Consider the following 14,556-nt stretch of genomic DNA (forward strand, 5'->3'; position numbering starts at 1 on the left):
CAGACAAGTCTGATGAATGTCTCTCGAATCCGATGATTACGGGACAGGTTTCGGCGCTTTCAGGCCAGGAATGTCGCTTCCGTCCCGGTGGGGGCCGCCGTCGCCTCCGGCTCGAAACCGTGGCCGACGTCACGGGGTATCACCCCGCCGGGCGCGTACAGCCGGGGGCGGGCACCCCGTTCGGTGCCCGCCCCCGGTGCCGGTCCCGGTGCCGGTGGAGGTGCCGGCGAAGGTGTCGGTCAGGACGCGGCGGCCTCCGCCTGGATGCCCTGGAGGGCGGCCACCAGGGCATCGACGTCCTGCACGGTGTTGTACAGGGCCAGCGAGGCCCGCGCCGCCGCCTGCAACCCGTAGGCCGCGAGGGCGGGTTGGGCGCAGTGATGGCCGGCCCGGACGGCGATGCCCTGCTGGTCGAGCGCCCCGGCGAGGGCGATCGGGTCCGTCCCGGCGAGCAGGAAGGTGAGCACCCCGATCTTGCCCGGCGCCTCGCCGATCAGCCGGAGCCCGGGCACGGTCCGCAGCGCGGCGGTGGCGTACGCGGTGAGCTGCTCCTCGTGCGCGGTGGCGGCCTGGCGGTCCAGTCCGGACAGGTAGCGCAGGGCCGCCCGCAGGCCGGCCACCCCGCCGATGTGGCCGGTGCCCGCCTCCAGGCGGTGCGGGACGGGGGCGTAGCTGGTCCTGTCGAAGCTCACCGAATCGATCATGTTGCCGCCGCCCTGCCACGGGGGCATGGCCTCCAGCAGCTCCCGCTTGCCGTACAGCGCGCCGATCCCGGTCGGCCCGAAGACCTTGTGCCCGGAGAAGGCGTAGAAGTCGGCGTCCAGGGCGGTGACCTCCACCGGGAAGTGGGCGACCGCCTGGGCGCCGTCGATCAGCACCTTGGCGCCGTAGCGGTGGGCCAGCGCGGTCATCTCCGCCACCGGCGGGATGGTGCCCAGCACGTTGGACGCGTGGGTGAGCGCCACCAGCTTGGTCCGGAAGCCGAGCAGGTCCTCGTAGGCGTCCTGGTCCAACCGCCCGTCCGGGAGCAGCGGGATGGGGACGACCCGGGCCCGGCGCTCCTTGGCGATCAGCTGCCAGGGCACCAGGTTGGAGTGGTGCTCGGCGACGGAGACCAGGATCTCGTCGCCGACGCCGAGGTTGGCCCGTCCCCAGGTCTGGGCAACCAGGTTGACGGCCTCGGTGGTGCCCCGGACGAAGACGATCTCGTCCGGGTCCGGGGCGCCGAGCACCTTGGCGGCCTCGGCGCGGCCCTCCTCGTAGATCTGGGTGGCCTCCTTGGCGAGGGCGTGGGCGCCGCGGTGGACGTTGGAGGTGCCCGACGCGTAGTGCTCGCCGACGGCCTCGACCACCTGGCGTGGCTTGAGGGTGGTGGCGCCGTTGTCCAGCCAGACCAGCGGGCGGCCGTTGACCTCGCGGTGCAGCTGGGGGAAGTCCCGGCGGACGGCCTCGACGTCGAAGCCGCCGGTGGGGGCGGTGGGCGCGGACCTGCGGTCGGCCTGGGTGGGCAGCCAGTAGTGGCCGCCGCCGGCGGCGTGGGCGAGGGCCGCGGGGAGCGGGTTCGGGGGAGTGGCGACGCCGTGGCCCGGCAGGGTGGTCGACGTCGAGAGGCCGCCCGGGGCGCCGCTGATCCCGGTGCCGCGCCCGATTCCGTCAGGAGTAGTCATGGTAGTTGGACACCTCGACGTTCTGGAGCACCGCGATGGCGTCGTCCACGAGGGCGGCGGTCGAGAAGTAGCTGGTCACCAGGTAGGAGGTGATGGCCTGCCGGTCGACGCCCATCGCGCGCACGGCCAGGCCGGGTTCGACCTCGTCCGGGACCTTGGACGGCCGCAGGCCCACCACGCCCTGTCGCTCCTCGCCGACGCGCATCAGCAGGATGTTGGTGGTGCCGGGCGCCGAGTTGGCCGAGCCGTTGAGGTCCAGCTTGTCGGAGGGCAGCAGCGGCACGCCGCGCCAGGTGATGAACGGGCTGCCGAACAGCTCGACGACCTGCGGCGGCACCCCGCGCCGGGTGCACTCGCGGCCGAACGCGGCGATCGCCCGCGGGTGGGCCAGGAAGAAGGCGGGCTGCTTCCAGACCCGGGTGAGCAGTTCGTCCAGGTCGTCCGGGGTGGGCGCGCCGCCGCGGGTGCGCACCCGCTGGGTAGGTGCGACGTTGTTGAGCAGGCCGTACTCGGCGTGGTTGAGCATCTCCCACTCCTGGCGCTCGCGCAGCGCCTCGACGGTCAGCCGGAGTTGGGCGTCGACCTGGTCGATGTCGGAGTTGTAGATGTCCGCGACGCGGGTGTGCACCTTGAGGACGGTCTGGGCGATGCTCAGCTCGTACTCGCGGGGGGCCTCGTCGTAGTCGACGAAGGTCTCCGGCAGGTACGGCTCGCCGTGGTGGCCCGAGTGGAGCTCGATCGGGTGCTCGGGGTCGGCCGGGGCCTGGCCGGTCGCGAACTCCTCCAACTGGATGCGCAACGAGGCTTCCCGGGCGGCGAGTTCGCCCAGCATCCGGCGGTCCAGCGAGAGCACGGTGCAGGTGGTGACGGCCTTCACCCGGTACGGCATGGCGGTGCCGGCGGCCCAGGCGGGGGCGTCGAAGAAGTCGCCCTCGCCGAGGACGGCCAGCAGGGCGTCGTCGCCGTAGGCGCTGGTGGCGCGCTTCTCGGCCCGGCCGAACGCGATGATGTGCAGTTGGTCGGCCGGGGTGTCGGCATCGACGATCAGCTCGCCGGGCGCGACCTCGCGCTCGGTGAAGCCGGCCGCGAGCGCGGTCAGCACCGGGCTGTCGACCTGGCTGAGGAAGGCCAGTTCGCGCAGGTCCTCGGGGATGACCCGGGAGGCGCCGGTGCCGTCGACGTAGGTGCTGACCAGGCCGTCGCCGAGGATGAAGCCCCGGCGACGGTTGACCCGGTAGACGCCCGCGTCCAGGTCCACCCAGGGCAGCGCCCGCAGCAGGTAGCGGGGGCTGATCCCGAGCATCTGCGGAACGGTCTTGGTGGTGGTGGCGAGGTTCCGGGCGGCGGAGGTACTGAGGCTCTGCTGGCCCTGGTTCTGCGGAACGGTCTCGGTGGTCACGACTGGTCACCTCTCCGGCGTTTCAACAACCGACGTGTCGTCAGATCGACGCGGAGAATGTTGCCGCTGCAGTTCGCTCGGTGTGACCAGGTTTCAAGTCACTGGAAGGTGGGAAATCGCGGCGCGAACGAGGGAAGGGCCGTATCCAAACTCACTCGAACGGGTGGCTTTGGCATAAGCGGAGGCGATGCCTCGCAAAGCCGGACTTGGGAGCACAGGGGGCGAGTCGAGGCGCACACCCGCCCGCCCCCGTGCGCCCGTCGCGGACGGGCACGCGGGGGCGTCGGGCTCGGTCACCGCTGCGCGCCGGGCAGTGTCCGCAGTCGGGTGACCGGGGAGACGACCAGCCCGACCACCACGGCGGCGGAGCCGACCGCCGCCACGGTCAGCGCGCCCCGGGCACCCAGCTGACCGGTGAGCAGCCCGGCGGAGAGGCCGCCCAGCGATCCGCCGCCGAACAGCAGGGTCCGGAAGGCGGCCGTCATCCGCCCCATCATCGACTGCGGCGTCACGGCCTGACGGAGGCTGACGATGATCACCCCGGCCACGCCGAGGCCCAGGTAGGTGGTGAAGAAGGACAGCACGAACATCCCGATCATCACCGGCCGCGGTCCCGCGGCGGCGGGGATCAGGCAGGGGGCGAGCAGCAGCGCCGACTGGCCGACCAGGTAGACCCGGCCGAGCGGGAACCGGGCGATCACCTGCCGGGCGACCAGCGCGCCGATCAGTCCGCCGACGGAGGCCGTCGAGAAGACCGCCCCGATCGTCCCGTCGCCGAGGTGGAGGTCGTGGTGGCCGTAGAGCAGGAACATCGTCCACACGGTGATCATGGAGAAGTTGCAGCAGAAGCCGATCAGCGCCAGCGAGCGCAGCACCCGGTCCCGCATCACCCAGGTCATGCCCTCCTTGAGCTCGCGCCACAGGTGCCGGTCGGCGGCCGGTGCCGGGGCGGGCTCCGTCGTGCGGATCGACAGCAGCGAGAGCACGGACACCGCGTAGGAGCAGGCGTCGACGAGCACGGCCACCGGCGCGCCGACGGCCGACACCAGGACGCCCCCCAGCCCGGGCCCGGCGACGTCGGCGGCGGAGGAGCTGGTGCTCATCCTGGCACTGGCCTCGACGTAGTGCTCGGGGCTCTTCACCAGCACCGGCACGTACGACATCCAGCTGACGTCGAACACCACCGAGGCGATGCCGACCGTGCAGGCGATCACCATCAGCACCGGCAGGTCGAGCGCGTGCCGCCAGTAGAGCAGCGGTACGAGGCCCAGCAGGAGCAGCCGGACCAGGTTGGCGCCGAGCATGACCGGCCGCCGCCGGTGCCGGTCCGCCCACACGCCGATGACCAGGGCGAGCCCGAGGTAGGGGACGAGCTGCAGGAAGCGCAGCAGCCCGATCTGCTCGTCGGTCGCGCCGAAGGCGCCGATGGCGGTGAGCGGAAGGGCGATGTTGGTGACCTGGCTGCCGACCAGCGAGACCGTCTCGCCGACCCAGAACCGGAGGAAGTCGTGGTTGTGCCAGAGGCTCCGCTGCGCGGTGTCGGCGCTCGGCGGGGCCGGAGTGGGGGTCTGGGCCGTCGGGGACGTCGGGGTCACCGGGCGCTCCTCGCCAGCTCGGCCACCGTGCCGGCCACCGCGTCGACCTCGTCCTCGGTGTTGTAGTAGTGCGGCGACAGCCGCAGGCACCACTCCACCTCCTTGTCGGCGAAGTCGAACTGCGCGAACTCGCGGTAGCTGAGCGCGGAGTTGATGCCGCGTGCGTCCATCGCCGCCTTGAACGGACCGGCCTGCCAGCCCTCGATGGTGAAGGTGACCAGGGCGGCCGGTGCGCGACCGCCGTCGAGCGTGCGGACGCCGGGGACGGCGGCCAGCCGCTCGCGCAGCCGACCGGCCAGCGCGGGGGTGCGCCGGGCCACCGGCTCCAGCCCGACCCGCAGGGCGTAGCGGACGGCGGCGGCGCAACCGAGGACGGTGGCGTACGGGAACTCCCACTCCTCGAACCGGGCCGCCGTGTCGACCGGCCGGTAGTAGCCGGGGGCGACCCAGCGCGCGCCGTGCATGTCGATGTGGAGCGGTTCGTACCCGGCCTCCAGCACCCGGTCGGAGACGTAGAGGAAGCCCGAACCGCGCGGGCCGCGGAGGAACTTGCGGCAGGTCGCGGTGAGCAGGTCGCAGCCGATCGCCTCGACGTCGATCGGGTACTGACCGACCGACTGGCAGGCGTCGACCAGGTACAGCAGGTCGAGTTCCCGGCAGTGCCGGCCGATCTCGGCGACCGGCTGGACCAGCCCGGAGTTGGTGGGCACGTGGGTCACGGCCACCAGGCGCGGCCGGTGGGCCCGCATCAGCGCGGCCATGGCGTCGACGTCGACGCCGCTGCCGTCGGGGTGGTCGGGGGCGTGCACGATCCGGACGCCGTGGCGCCGGCGCAGGGACAGGAAGGCGATCTGGTTGGACACGAAGTCGTTGCGGGTGGTCAGGATGACGTCCCCGGGCCGGAAGTCGATCGCGGACAGGGCCTTGGTGTAGGCGTGGGTCGCGCTCGCGGCGAAGGCGAGGTTTCCGGGGCGGGTGCCGAGGAGTCCGGCGAGCGCGGCGTAGAAGTCGGCGACCTCGGCGGCGCGGGCGGCGGCGGCCTCGTAGCCGCCGATGCCCGCCTCCAGGCGCAGGTGGTCGAGCACCGTCTCCAGGACCGGACGGGCCATCAGTCCGGCGCCGGCGTTGTTGAAGTGGATCACCGCCTCGCATCCGGGGGTGTCGGCCCGGAGGGCGGCGAGGTCCAGGAATCGTCCCTGACCGGCGCTCAGGAGCGGTTCCACCCCGGTGTTCGGGAGCGGTTCCGGACTGGAGGCGAAAGCGCTATTCTCGTTCTTCATGTCTGACGGTAGCAGTATCGAGACCCTCGTGGCGATCCTCCGGACCGAGATCGACCGCCTCTCCCCGGGCGACCGCCTGCCCAGCAGCCGCGACCTGATCACCCGTCACGGAGTCGGGCCGGTGACCGTCTCCCGGGCGATCGCCCTGCTCGCCGCCGAGGGCGCGGTGGTCACCCGCCCGGGGAGCGGCACCTACGTCGCGGCCCGCCGACCGCGGGCCGGCGGCGACGAACCGGACACCTCCTGGCAGTCGGTGGCGCTGGCCGGGCGTTCGCACGCCCCCGAGCCGCCCGAGGAGCAGCCCGGAACGGTGCCCGCCGGCACCATCGCGCTGTCCGGTGGCTACCTGCACGAGAGCCTCCAGCCCACCCGGCTGCTCGGCGGCGCCCTCGCCCGGGCCGCCCGCCGCCCGGACGCCTGGCACCGCGCCCCGGCAGCCGGCCTGAGCACGCTGCGGGCGATCTTCGCCCGGCAGGCGGGCGGCGACGTCGGCCCCGACGACGTGCTGGTCACCGGGGGCGGGCAGGGGGCGCTGTCGCTGCTGTTCCGCGCCGTCGCGGCGCCCGGCAGTCCTGTCCTGGTCGAGTCACCCACCTACGGCGGCGCACTCGCCGCCGCGCGCGCCGCCGGACTGCACCCGGTGCCCGTGCCGATGGACGACCAGGGGCTGCGCCCCGACCTGCTCGCCGAGGCCTTCGCCATGACCGGCGCGCGCCTGCTCTACTGCCAGCCGACCTTCCACAACCCGACCGGGACGGTCCTGTCCGGCGAACGGCGCCGACAGGTCGTCGACGTGACCCGCGCCGCCGGGGCCTTCCTGATCGAGGACGACTTCGCCCGCCACCTGGGCCACGGCCGACCGGTGCCCCGGCCGCTGGTCGCCGACGACCGGGACGGCACCGTCGTCCACCTCACCTCGCTGACCAAGCCGGCCTCGCCGAGCCTGCGGATCGGCGCACTCATCGCCCGGGGCCCGGTGATGCGGAGACTGCTCGGAATGCGGCGGGTCGACGACTTCTTCATCGCCCGACCGCTCCAGGAGGCCGCGGTCGAACTGCTCAGCAGCCCGGCCTGGGAGCGGCACCTGCGCTCCCTGTCCGCCGCCCTGCAGCAGCGCTGCGCCGTGCTGGCCGGTGCGCTGGCGCGCGAGGTGCCGGGCTGGACGCTGCACCGGGTGCCGGAGGGCGGCCTGCACCTGTGGGTCAGGCTGCCGGCCGGTCGCACCGAGGAGGCCCTCGCGGAAACGGCCCGGGCCCACCGGGTGGCCGTCAACCCGGGCCGGCACCACTTCCCGGCCGAGCCGCCCGCCGCCCATCTGCGGCTCGGCTTCGCGGCGGCCGCCGAACCCGGCGAACTCGTCGAGGCGGCCGCCCGCCTGGGCGCCGCCGCCGGGGTGTGACGGCGCCCCGGTGGCCGCCAGGCCCGGCCGGATCCCCGGGGCTCAGGCGTAGATCGCGATCCGGGGCTCGACCGTCCCCCGGGCGGAGGAGTGGAGCACGGTGATCCGGTAGGTCTCGGTGAGGGTGTGGCCGCTGTGCAGGACGATCTTCGCCGGGATCAGCCCGGTGTAGAGCGTGCCGGTCTGGCTGCCGAGCCGCAGGGCGCGCCAGTGGCCGTCGCCGCCCAGCTGTTCGAGCCGGATGTCCGACGGGCTGAGGAACGGCCCCGTCGGGGGCGACTCGACCAGGACCTGCGGGGCGATCGTCTGGTCCGTCGGAGTGTCGTTGCGGTACATGAAGGTGATCCGGTGCGGCGCCCGGTCGGTCGGCAGCGCGGTGTCGGGCAGGTCCACGAAGCGCACCGGCGCCGCGGTGGCGGCCGATGCGGTCGGGGGTGCGGCGGCCGGGGTGGCGGAGGCCGCCTGCGCGGGCGCGGTCAGCGTCGCGGTGGGCAGGGCGGCGAGGGCGGCGACGGTCAGCACCAGAACCCGACGGGGGATCGTCCTGGTCGGCATGGCGCCTCCTTCGGTCGAGGGGCGGCGGCTGGGGGAGCGGCCGCCTGCCGGACGGTGTCCGCCGTGCGACGGACGGTCGCCGGCCCGGCGGTTCGTTCCCCTCCACCCTGCACGCGCCCGGCGGATGCCGCATCCGCCGGGCGCGTCGCCCGAAATCCGGTCACTCCGCGTCACCGGGAGCCGCCGGCCGGGCCAGGTGCCTCAGCGCAGCGGCCGGCAGAGCAGCGCGTCGGGGACGCCGTACCGGAGCCAGCGCCAGGTGTCGGCCACGCCGGCCACGTACTCGCCGTCCGCGCACTGTCCCTTGTAGGTGCCAGGCGCCCAGTCGCCGGCGGCGGAGCCACCGGTGGCGGGCCGGTTGTCGCCGTGGTCGAACCAGACCGTACGGCCGGTGGTGGGCAGGGCGGTGGCGGCCGGGGCGCAGAGCAGCGCGGACATCGCGTTGTTGTGCACGCTGTAGCCCACGGCGAAGGTGTTGTCGGGGCACTGGAGCTTGTCGTAGCCGGACGCCCAGTCACCCTCGGTGACGTAGCGCTGGTCGGTGACGGTCACCCAGTCCCCGGCGCCGACGGCGGGCCCGCCGCTGTCGGTGCACAGGCCGCGGCTGCTGCTGCGGCCGAGGCCGGCGAGGCGCTGGCCGTCCGGGCAGTCGCCCTTGCGGTTGCCGGGGCTCCAGTCCGGCCGGGCCAGCATGCGGCTGGAGACGTTCTGGTCCCCGTGGTCGAGGTCGAGCATGTTCCAGCGGGCGGCCGGTGCGACCTGCCCGGTATACGAGGGGGCGTTGACCAGCTTGTTCCAGTCGGCGGCGCGCCAGTCGCCGGGGTCGTTCAGCCCGAGCTGACGGCCGGCGGTGTCGTAGGAGAGCAACGCCCAGTTGTCGTTGGGGACGCCGTTGTTCTGCCAGCCCACCAGTGGCCAGACGGCGAAATCGGTGTCGTTGGCGGCCAGGATGTCGGTGAAGCGGTCGAACCAGGCCTGCTCCTTGGAGTCGGTGGAGCCGCGCCCGGCGGCACCGAACTCGCTGACCCAGACCGGGGCGGTGAAGTGCTGGCCGGGTGACGAACAGGGCTTCCTGGTTGACCACCTGGGCGAGCTGGTCGGGGGTGAAGTCCTCGTAGCGCGGGTCACCGGTGGAGCCGGGGCCGCTGCCCGCGCCGGTGTTGGCCGGGCCGGTGTAGGCGTAGAAGTGGGCGGCGTAGACCAGCTTGTCGGACCGGACCAGGGTGTTGGACAGGGTGGCCACCGGGGTGAGCATCGGCCGGCCGTGGGAGAACCCGGCGGCCGGGATGCCGTACCAGTTGATGCCCTCCATGATGACCAGCATGTCCGGGTCGGCCTGGAGGATCCGGTTGCCGGCCTCCTCGAAGGCGGCGTACTCGTCGTGGCTGTCGCCCAGGCCCCAGTTGGGGTCGTCCCAGGTGTCACGGCGCACCTCGTTGCGCAGGTCCGCGCCGACGACCCGCTTGTCCGCCTTGTAGCGGTTCACCATGAACACCCAGTCGTCCTCCCACTGCTGGGTGCTCTGGCCGCTGTTCCAGCGCTCGTTGCCGTCCAGGCCGCAGCAGAAGCGGTAGCTGGTGGTGTGGTTGTTGAGCACGACCGCGAACCCGTCGGCGGTCAGCGCGGCCACGACGGCGTCGTAGACCTGCAGCGGGGTCTTGCCCCTCAGCTGCGGGTTGGCGGCGACGGCGGCGTCCGGGACGGCACCGGTGTCGTGGATCAGCGCGTTGGCGAACGGCAGCCGGACGGAGTTCAGGCCCAGGCCGTGGAAGCCCGCCAGGATCTGGCCGATGGGCGCCCGGTCCAGGCCGAGGGGGATGTTGTACGAGACCTGGCCGGCCTGGTTGTCGGCCGGGTCGGTGGTCGAGCCGCTGCCTTCCCAAGTCCCCTGGGCTCCGGCCCAGTTGCCGGCCCTGAGCTTGAACCGGTCGCCGTTCGCGTCGACCACGTACCGCCCGCGGGTGCTCAGCGGGCCGGTCCAGGAGGCGGCGAGCCGGCTGCTGCCCGGCGCTGTGGCCGCTGCGGCCGGGGCTGCCTGGCCGGCCGGGTCGGCCTGGGCGGGTGGGGCGGCGGTGACGAGGGCGGCCAGCAGGGCCGCCACCGCGAGCACGGCTCGGCGAGCCGGGCGGATGGGTATCACGGATCTCTCCAGAAGGGGAGTCACAGGGGCAGAGTTGTCGACGGTACGTCAAAACGACGGTCCGGCACGAGGGTGTCGACCGGGCGAACCTCTTATGACAACGGCATTGACGTGCAACGGCGCCGCCGGTTTCATGGCTCGCACTTCCCCACCCCCACCCCCACACCCCCACGAGCAAGGCGGTGATCCGTTGGCACCGACGGTCAAGGACGACACGGGCAGCGGTCCGAGAACGGGCGCCGGCCACGGCGCCATGCACAAGTCCATCGGCCTGCTGGACGGCGCGGCGATCGCCGCCTCCAGCACGGCCGCCACCAGCAGCATCGGCATCGGCCTGGGCCTGATGGCCGGCGTGGTCGGCCTCCACCTGCCCGCGATCATGCTGCTGGCCTTCCTCCCCGTGCTCGCCATCGCCGGCGGCTACGGGCGACTGAACGCGGTCGAACCGGACGCGGGCAGCAGCTACCGCTGGGTCGGCCGCACGCTCAGCCCCTGGCTGGGCTTCCTCACCGGCTGGGTGAACACCGTCGGCACGGTGGTCTTCATGGCCTACACCACCACCGTCACCGGCTCGGCGGTCATCCAACTCCTCGACGAGGCCCACCTGCGCAGCGTCCTCGGCCTGCGGCTCGACCCCGACTCGACCGTCCAGTGCACCCTGCTCGGCCTCGCCGTCCTGATCGGCGCCGCCCTGGTGGCCGTCCGCGGACTCGACCTCGCCGCCCGGCTGCAGAAGGCGCTGCTGGTCTTCGAGTACGCCGTGCTGCTGGGCTTCTGCGGCTACGGGCTCCTCGCGGGCGACCAGCCGTTCTCGTTCCAGTGGTACAACCCCTTCGACCTCCCCTCCTTCGACGCCCTCGCCCAGGGCATGGTGCTGGCGGTGTTCTGCTACTGGGGCTTCGAATCGGTGTTCAGCGTCGGAGAGGAGGTGCGCGAGCCGCGCGACGCCTCGCGGGCCGGCTTCCTCGCCCTGGTGGTGATGCTGCTGCTCTTCCTGCTGGCCGGCACCGCCTTCCAACGGGTGCTCCCACTCGGCGAGTTGGCCGACAACGGCGCCCACGGACTGACCTACTTCGGGGAGCGGCTGGCCCACCAGCCGCTGGCCGCACTGCCGTTGATCGCGCTGACCTTCTCCGCCGTGGCCTCGCTGCAGTCCTCGGTCATCCCGACCGCGCGCGGGATGTACGCGATGGGCCGCGACGGCGCGCTCGGCCCGGTCTGGACCAGGCTGCACCCCCGGCACGCCACGCCCGCCGTCGGCACCCTGCTGATCACCGGCATCGCCGTCGCCCTCGCCCTGGTCTCGGTCGTCATCCCCACCGTCAACGACCTGATCTCGGCCGCCGTCAACGCGATCGGCGTCATCGTCGCCCTCTACTACGCCCTCACCGCCGTCGCGTCCGCCGTCCGCTTCCGCCACCTGCTGCGTACCGCGCCGCTGGAGGGCCTGCGCGCCGTGGTCGGCCCGCTGCTCGGCGCCGCGGCGCTGCTCGCCGTCGGCGGGTACCTGGCCTGGACGTTCTACGACTCCACCGACCACTTCGAACTCTCCGCCGACAACGGCTGGTTCGAGCTGACCGTGGTGGTGCTGATGATCGTCACCGGACTGCCCTCGGCGGCCTGGGCCCGCTGGCGGCGCCGCTCGCCGTACTTCCTCGACCCGACCGTCCGACCCTGACCCGCGTACCACCGAGAACGGAGCACCACCCATGACCGAGGCCGATCTGATCCTCACCCGCGGCCCCGTCCACACCGGCGACGCCGCCCGCACCCGGGCGAGCAGCCTGGCCGTGACCGGCGGGCGGATCGCCGCCGTCGGGCACGACGAGGTCCGGGAGCTGATCGGGCCGAACACCGAGGTCGTGGACCTCACCGGCAAGCTGCTCGTGCCGGGCTTCCAGGACGCCCACATCCACGCCGTCTTCGGTGGCGTCGAGTCCGCCACCTGCGACCTCACCGGCACCGTCGGCGTGGCCGAGTACCTGGAGCGGATCCGCGCCTACGCCGGGGCCGACCCCGGCCGGGAGTGGATCACCGGCAGCGGCTGGTCCCTGGAGAGCTTCCAAGGCGGCCTGCCCACGAGGCAGTTGCTCGACTCCGTCGTCCCGGACCGTCCGGTCTACCTCACCAACCGCGACCACCACGGCGCCTGGGCCAACAGCCGGGCGCTGGAACTGGCCGGTCTCACCCGCGACACCCCCGACCCGGCCGACGGCCGGATCGAACGCGAGGCCGACGGCACCCCGGCCGGCATGCTCCAGGAGGGCGCCACCGCCCTGGTCGCCCGGCTGGTGCCGCCGGCCACCGCCGCCGAACGGCTGACCGGACTGCTGCACGCCCAGCGCCTGCTGCACTCGCTCGGCATCACCGGCTGGCAGGACGCGCTGCTCGGCGAGTTCAACGGCCAGCCGGACCCCTCCGACGCCTACCTGGCCGCCGCCCGCTCCGGCGCGCTGACCGCCCGGGTGACCGGCGCACTCTGGTGGGACCGCGACCGGGGCGCCGAGCAGATCCCCGAACTCGTCCAGCGGCGGCAGGAGTTGAGCCACGGCCGGTTCCGGGCCGGCTCGGTGAAGATCATGCAGGACGGCATCGCCGAGAACTTCACCGCCGCGATGACCAGCCCGTACCTGGACGGCTGCGGCTGCCTGACGGGCAACTCGGGCCTCAGCTTCGTCGATCCGGCCGCGCTGTGCGGATACGTCACCGAACTCGACGCGCTCGACTTCCAGGTGCACTTCCACGCGCTCGGGGACCGGGCCGTCCGCGAGGCGCTGGACGCCGTCGAGGCCGCCCGGACGAAGAACGGCCGGCGCGCCACCCGGCACCACCTCGCCCATCTCCAGGTGGTCCACCCCGACGACCTCCACCGCTTCGCCCGGCTCGGCGCGATCGCCAACATCCAGCCGCTGTGGGCCGCCCACGAGCCGCAGATGGACGAGTTGACCATTCCCTTCCTCGGCCCCGAACGCGCCGCCCGGCAGTACCCGTTCGGTGCCCTCCAGCGCGCGGGCGCCACCCTGGCGGCCGGCAGCGACTGGCCGGTGAGCAGCCCGGACCCGCTGGCCGGACTGCACGTGGCGGTCAACCGGATGGAGCCGGGGGCCGACGACGGCCGGGTCTTCCTGCCCGAACAGCGCCTCGACCTGGCCTCCGCCCTCGCCGCCTACACGGCTGGCTCCGCCCATGTGAACGGCCACGACGACGCCGGCACCCTGGCGGTCGGACAGCTCGCCGACCTGGTGGTGCTCGACCGGGACATCCTCACCGCGCCGGCTGCGGAGATCGCCGACGCCCGGGTGGAGCGGACCTACGTCGGGGGTGAACTGGTGTACGTCGCGGAGTGAACCCGCGCGGTGGGGCCCGGTTCGGCGCGGTGCCGCGAGCCGGGCCCCGGCCGCGCCCGCGTCGGCGTCAGTGCTCAGCGCAGTGCGGCGAGCCGGGCCCCGGCCGCGTCGATCAGCAGGTCGAGCGCGTACGGGTACCCGCTGCGCCGCATGTCGGTGGTGAGCAGGTGCGCGGTGGCGGCGATATGGGGGTGGGTGGTGGCGTCGAGCCGGGCGTAGGAGGCCTGCCAGACCTGGAGGTCGGCGGTGGCCGCGGCGGCCGGGAGGGCGAGGGCGGCGGCGTCGAGGGCCGCGAAGCCGAGGCTCTGGTCGACGAAGGCGTGGTAGATCCGGACCGCCTCCCGGTCCGGGAAACCGGCCGTGCGCAGCACGGACAGGATCGCCTCGACGGCGGCCGTCTCGTGGGTCCGGCCGGTGGTGCGGTGGGCCGCGAGCAGGGCGGCCTGGGGGTGGGCCAGGTAGGCGGAGTGGATCCGCAGGCCGATGGCGCGCAGGTCGGCGCGCCAGTCCCCGGTGGCCCGCCAGTCGGCCTGGGCGAGGCCGATGAGCTCGTCGGCGATGGCCAGCAGCAGGTCGTCCGTGCTGTGGAAGTAGCGGTAGACGGCGCTCGGGTCGGCCCCGAGCGCGGCGCCGAGCCGCCGGACGGTGAGGGCGTCGGCGCCGTGCTGTTCGATCAGCCGCAGCGCGGTCTCGACGATCAGCTCCTGGGAGAGCACCACACCCTGCTTGGTGGGCCTGCGGCGGCGGCGCCGGGGTTCGGGGACTACGCGTTCGCTCATGCCCGGCAGGCTATGTCAACGCCGTTGACCGGCGACAGGTGTCGGTCGGCGGATTCTCGGGGAGCGGCCGGTCCGACGTCCGTCCCCGGACAAGGCCGCGCCCGGGGCCGGCGGGGCGGAACGGATCGTGGACGGTTCTGTGCAAGCCGTGTCGGAATTCAGGGGTCTTCGTAGTGGTGTTCGAAGGGTTGGTCACTCTCCGCGGTCGGGTGTCCTTGTCGACATGGCGCTTGTTCCGTGCCGCGAGGACGCCTCGGGCCGGATCCGCGCTGGTGGGACCGGCCAGGCCGTGAGCCGCCGCGAAAGGCCGGCGTCATGGGAACGTCTGACGGAACATCAAAGTTCCATGTTCCTCCACCCGGTTGGGTGAATTCCCTTTAAGCTCACGTTAATCA

The 14,556-nt window shown here is 73.2% G+C and carries 9 protein-coding genes and 1 pseudogene; 3 read left to right on the forward strand and 7 right to left on the reverse strand.

Annotation, left to right across the window (positions count from 1 at the left end):
- Positions 1–239: 239 nt before the first annotated feature.
- The 4 genes from ACIRVF_RS18570 to ACIRVF_RS18585 form a co-directional block, all read right to left on the reverse strand.
- Entirely contained in the window at positions 240–1,667 is a 1,428-nt protein-coding gene (locus ACIRVF_RS18570; protein WP_402818394.1) for a SufS family cysteine desulfurase, read from the reverse strand.
- The gene (locus tag ACIRVF_RS18575) at positions 1,654–3,066 is read right to left on the reverse strand and encodes a family 2B encapsulin nanocompartment shell protein (RefSeq protein ID WP_402818397.1); all 1,413 of its coding nucleotides are present in this window, start codon (positions 3,064–3,066) and stop codon (positions 1,654–1,656) included. The genes ACIRVF_RS18570 and ACIRVF_RS18575 overlap by 14 nt, the downstream gene beginning before the upstream one ends.
- A 293-nt stretch (positions 3,067–3,359) precedes the next feature.
- Positions 3,360–4,661 (reverse strand): MFS transporter, encoded by a 1,302-nt coding sequence (locus ACIRVF_RS18580; RefSeq protein ID WP_402818400.1) that lies wholly within the window; start codon positions 4,659–4,661, stop codon positions 3,360–3,362.
- Positions 4,658–5,941: an aminotransferase class V-fold PLP-dependent enzyme gene (locus tag ACIRVF_RS18585; protein ID WP_402818403.1), complete on the reverse strand. Its 1,284-nt coding sequence runs from the start codon at positions 5,939–5,941 to the stop codon at positions 4,658–4,660. Before ACIRVF_RS18585 ends, ACIRVF_RS18580 begins: the two co-directional genes overlap by 4 nt.
- Between ACIRVF_RS18585 and ACIRVF_RS18590 the strand changes: the two genes are divergently transcribed.
- Positions 5,940–7,340, forward strand: coding sequence for a PLP-dependent aminotransferase family protein (locus ACIRVF_RS18590; protein WP_402818406.1), 1,401 nt, complete (start codon positions 5,940–5,942; stop codon positions 7,338–7,340). The genes ACIRVF_RS18585 and ACIRVF_RS18590 overlap by 2 nt on opposite strands.
- Positions 7,341–7,382: 42 nt before the next feature.
- Here the strand turns inward: ACIRVF_RS18590 and ACIRVF_RS18595 are convergent, their stop codons facing one another.
- Positions 7,383–7,895, reverse strand: coding sequence for a signal peptide protein (locus tag ACIRVF_RS18595; protein WP_402818409.1), 513 nt, complete (start codon positions 7,893–7,895; stop codon positions 7,383–7,385).
- Between the two features lie 201 nt (positions 7,896–8,096).
- A pseudogene (locus ACIRVF_RS18600) lies at positions 8,097–10,032 on the reverse strand (glycoside hydrolase family 5 protein).
- A 256-nt stretch (positions 10,033–10,288) separates the two neighbouring features.
- On the opposite strand from ACIRVF_RS18600, the gene ACIRVF_RS18605 reads away from it, so the two are divergent.
- Entirely contained in the window at positions 10,289–11,713 is a 1,425-nt protein-coding gene (locus tag ACIRVF_RS18605) for an APC family permease (protein ID WP_402818531.1), read from the forward strand.
- A 31-nt stretch (positions 11,714–11,744) separates the two neighbouring features.
- Positions 11,745–13,382, forward strand: a complete 1,638-nt coding sequence (locus ACIRVF_RS18610) for an amidohydrolase (RefSeq protein WP_402818412.1) — start codon at positions 11,745–11,747, stop codon at positions 13,380–13,382.
- Between the two features lie 74 nt (positions 13,383–13,456).
- On the opposite strand, the gene ACIRVF_RS18615 is transcribed toward ACIRVF_RS18610, so the two are convergent.
- Positions 13,457–14,161: a TetR/AcrR family transcriptional regulator gene (locus ACIRVF_RS18615; RefSeq protein ID WP_402818415.1), complete on the reverse strand. Its 705-nt coding sequence runs from the start codon at positions 14,159–14,161 to the stop codon at positions 13,457–13,459.
- Between the last annotated feature and the right edge of the window lie 395 nt (positions 14,162–14,556).

It is taken from the genome of Kitasatospora sp. NPDC101157 (assembly GCF_044768255.1).
Lineage (GTDB): Bacteria > Actinomycetota > Actinomycetes > Streptomycetales > Streptomycetaceae > Kitasatospora.

Coding starts and splice junctions, on each gene's coding strand:
- ACIRVF_RS18615 (WP_402818415.1), bottom strand. CDS start 14,161: ATGAGCGAACGCGTAGTCCCCGAACCCCGGCGCCGCCGCCGCAGGCCC.
- ACIRVF_RS18595 (WP_402818409.1), bottom strand. CDS start 7,895: ATGCCGACCAGGACGATCCCCCGTCGGGTTCTGGTGCTGACCGTCGCC.
- ACIRVF_RS18590 (WP_402818406.1), top strand. CDS start 5,940: ATGTCTGACGGTAGCAGTATCGAGACCCTCGTGGCGATCCTCCGGACC.
- ACIRVF_RS18570 (WP_402818394.1), bottom strand. CDS start 1,667: ATGACTACTCCTGACGGAATCGGGCGCGGCACCGGGATCAGCGGCGCC.
- ACIRVF_RS18605 (WP_402818531.1), top strand. CDS start 10,289: ATGCACAAGTCCATCGGCCTGCTGGACGGCGCGGCGATCGCCGCCTCC.
- ACIRVF_RS18610 (WP_402818412.1), top strand. CDS start 11,745: ATGACCGAGGCCGATCTGATCCTCACCCGCGGCCCCGTCCACACCGGC.
- ACIRVF_RS18585 (WP_402818403.1), bottom strand. CDS start 5,941: ATGAAGAACGAGAATAGCGCTTTCGCCTCCAGTCCGGAACCGCTCCCG.